The 2564-nt window shown below is 62.9% G+C and carries 4 protein-coding genes; 1 reads left to right on the top strand and 3 read right to left on the bottom strand.

Annotated elements, in window-relative coordinates; all coding sequences use genetic code 11:
• Window positions 1–362 (top strand): phosphoribosyltransferase (locus tag ACESMD_RS06075; RefSeq protein ID WP_372611292.1); only part of this gene is annotated, 362 nt, incomplete at its 5' end.
• Window positions 363–409: 47 nt separating this feature from the next.
• Here the strand turns inward: ACESMD_RS06075 and ACESMD_RS06080 are convergent.
• The 3 genes from ACESMD_RS06080 to ACESMD_RS06090 all read right to left on the bottom strand — a co-directional run.
• Window positions 410–1117, bottom strand: coding sequence for a glutathione S-transferase N-terminal domain-containing protein (locus ACESMD_RS06080; RefSeq protein WP_372611294.1), 708 nt, complete (start codon window positions 1115–1117; stop codon window positions 410–412).
• A gap of 220 nt (window positions 1118–1337) precedes the next feature.
• Window positions 1338–1862 (bottom strand): gamma carbonic anhydrase family protein, encoded by a 525-nt coding sequence (locus ACESMD_RS06085; protein WP_372611296.1) that lies wholly within the window; start codon window positions 1860–1862, stop codon window positions 1338–1340.
• Window positions 1863–1906: 44 nt separating this feature from the next.
• Window positions 1907–2564, bottom strand: a 658-nt coding sequence (locus ACESMD_RS06090) for a low specificity L-threonine aldolase (protein WP_372611298.1), incomplete at its 5' end; no start/stop codon positions are given.

A 2564-nucleotide genomic window follows, 5' to 3' on the forward strand; every position in this document is an offset into this window, starting at 1 on the left:
AGGAAGACATCACACGGGAAATCGAGAAACAGCAGGCGTTGATCGCCGAGCGGCGTCAACGCTATACGCCGATACGCGCTCCCACCGACCCGAGCGGACGCCACGTGGTGGTGGTCGACGACGGCAGCGCTACCGGTGCCACCATGGCGGCCGCTCTGACGACACTGGGAACCCGGGAGCCGGGCAGGCTGATTGCGGCCATCGGGGTGGCTCCCCCCGACACGCTGGCCCATCTCGAGACACTGGCGGACGAGGTGATCTGCCTCCAGGCGCCTCGTCATTTCCAGGCAGTGGGTCAGTTCTTCGCCGATTTCACTCAGGTCGAGGACGAAGACGTCATGGCGCTGCTGGCCAAAAAATGACTGTCACCGACCACCAACCCGCCGCCGGCTGACGCCTCGCCGAGACGTCAGCGATAGGCACCCTCGATATCGGTGATGCGCCGGGCGCCTCGCCCGAGGCCACCATGCTGATCGAGCATGCGCTCGATCCAGGCATGTACCGGATCGGCATTGGACACAAGGTCAGCACTGGAGACACAACGCGCCCACATGAAGTTGCCGAATACCAGGTAGTCGGCAGCGGCGGGTGCATCGCCATCGATATAATCCGAGGACGCCAGCACACCCCGCAAGGGTTCCAGGGCGCTATCCAACTGGGCCAGTCCTCGGGTCGGCGAATGGAACTCCTCGAGGGTACGACCGAAACGCTTCTCCCGTGTCTCGCGGAAATAGTCGCGGTCATCGGGATGGATGGCGTTGAGCAGGTCCATGATGATGGTGCGCATCATCGCGGGGGCCAGTGAGCGCTCGGCATAATGCCGGAAGAAGCGTGCCCGGGCTTCGGCAAGGGAATCGCCGAGCAATGGTGCCTCGGGGTAGGCACGATCCAGATATTTGAGAATCTCGTAGCTCTCGGTGACCACGCTTTCGCCGTCGACGAGGACCGGCACCTTGTCATGATCGGCGAAGGCGAGCGCCGCCTTGTCGGTGAAGTGCCAGGGGCGTGTTTCCACCGCCAGGCCCTTGTGCGCCAGGGCATACTTGACCCGCCAGCAGAAAGGGGAGATACGCAATCCCTCGTCGATACCGCATAGATCGTAGAGAACCGCCGTCATGCATTAACCCTCGTGTCGGATGACCATGGAGCCTTGATGGTGACAGGCTTTCTCCCTGACCGCCAAGCCAGAGCAATGGACGGTAACCCTCTGCTGGTGCGTCGCACTTCTCGTCATCATTCAGAGGTAGTACATTCAACAACAAGGGACGCTTAGGGTGGTCCCGGTCAAGTACCCCGTGGCAACAGCCACGGGTTTTTTCGATCACGAGTCCAGGTTCTCAATCGACACGCACCAGGTCCCGCGCATGCAGGCGGCCACGTTCGACATAGTTCGCTGCATTCTTTTTCATGCCCTCCAGGGCCTCCGGAGTGAGTTCTCGAACCACCTTGGCCGGGGCCCCGACGATCAACGAATTGTCGGGGAAGTTGGCGTTCTCCTTGACCACGGCCCCCGCCGCCACCAGACAGTTCCTGCCGATCACGGCCCCGTTGAGGATCACCGACTGGATGCCGATCAGGCTACCGTCACCGATGGTACAGCCGTGCAACATCACTTGATGCCCCACCGTCACATCCTTGCCGACCGTCAGGGGATAGCCCGGGTCGGCATGCATCACCGCCCCGTCCTGGATATTGCTGTTCTCGCCGACGGTCAGGGTGTCGGTGTCACCGCGAATGACCGCCTGATACCAGACGCTGGCCCCTCGCTCCAGGACCACGTCGCCGATGACATCTGCCGTCTCGGCGACATAGACGTCCTCATGGATGACCGGCACCTTGTCGCCGTACCTGTAGATCGCCATCGTTTCTTCCTCCGTATGATGTCCCGTCTGCCCGCCTCGAGGCGTCAGGCGGTGCGCCGTGAAAAGAATGCTCCGATGGCGGTGACCACCTTCTGGATATCCTGCTCGGACACATCGAGGTGTGTCACCAGGCGCGCGCGTGGCGATACGGGCATCAGGATGTCGCGGGCACGGAGAAAATCACCCAGTGCCACGCAATGGCCTTCCGGGAAGGTGACGAACACCATGTTGGTGTCGCAGGCGGTAACGCCAACCTCTTCGATATCGCCCAGTCCCTCGGCCAGCAGGCGCGCATGGTGGTGGTCCTCGGCAAGGCGCGCCACATGATGCTCCAGCGCATGGTGACAGCCCGCTGCCAAAATGCCGACCTGGCGCATGCCGCCCCCCAGGACCTTGCGCCAGCGCCGCGCACTGGCAATCAGTGACGGCTCGCCCACCAGCACCGAGCCCACCGGCGCACCGAGCCCCTTGGAAAAGCACAGCGACACCGAGTCGAAGCCTTCGCAGAGCGCCGCCAGGGACCGCTCGGTGGCCACGGCGGCGTTGAACAGCCGTGCCCCGTCCAGGTGGGTCGCCAGGCCATGGCGTCGCGCCAGGGCGAGTGCCTCGAGCTGATAATCGGCAGGCATCACCTTGCCACGGAAGGTGTTTTCCAGCACCAGCAGTCGAGTGCGGACATGGTGAATGTCGTCATCGACCTTG

The sequence above is a fragment of the Halomonas sp. genome, assembly GCF_041689495.1.
In the GTDB taxonomy this organism is placed as follows: Bacteria; Pseudomonadota; Gammaproteobacteria; order Pseudomonadales; family Halomonadaceae; genus Halomonas.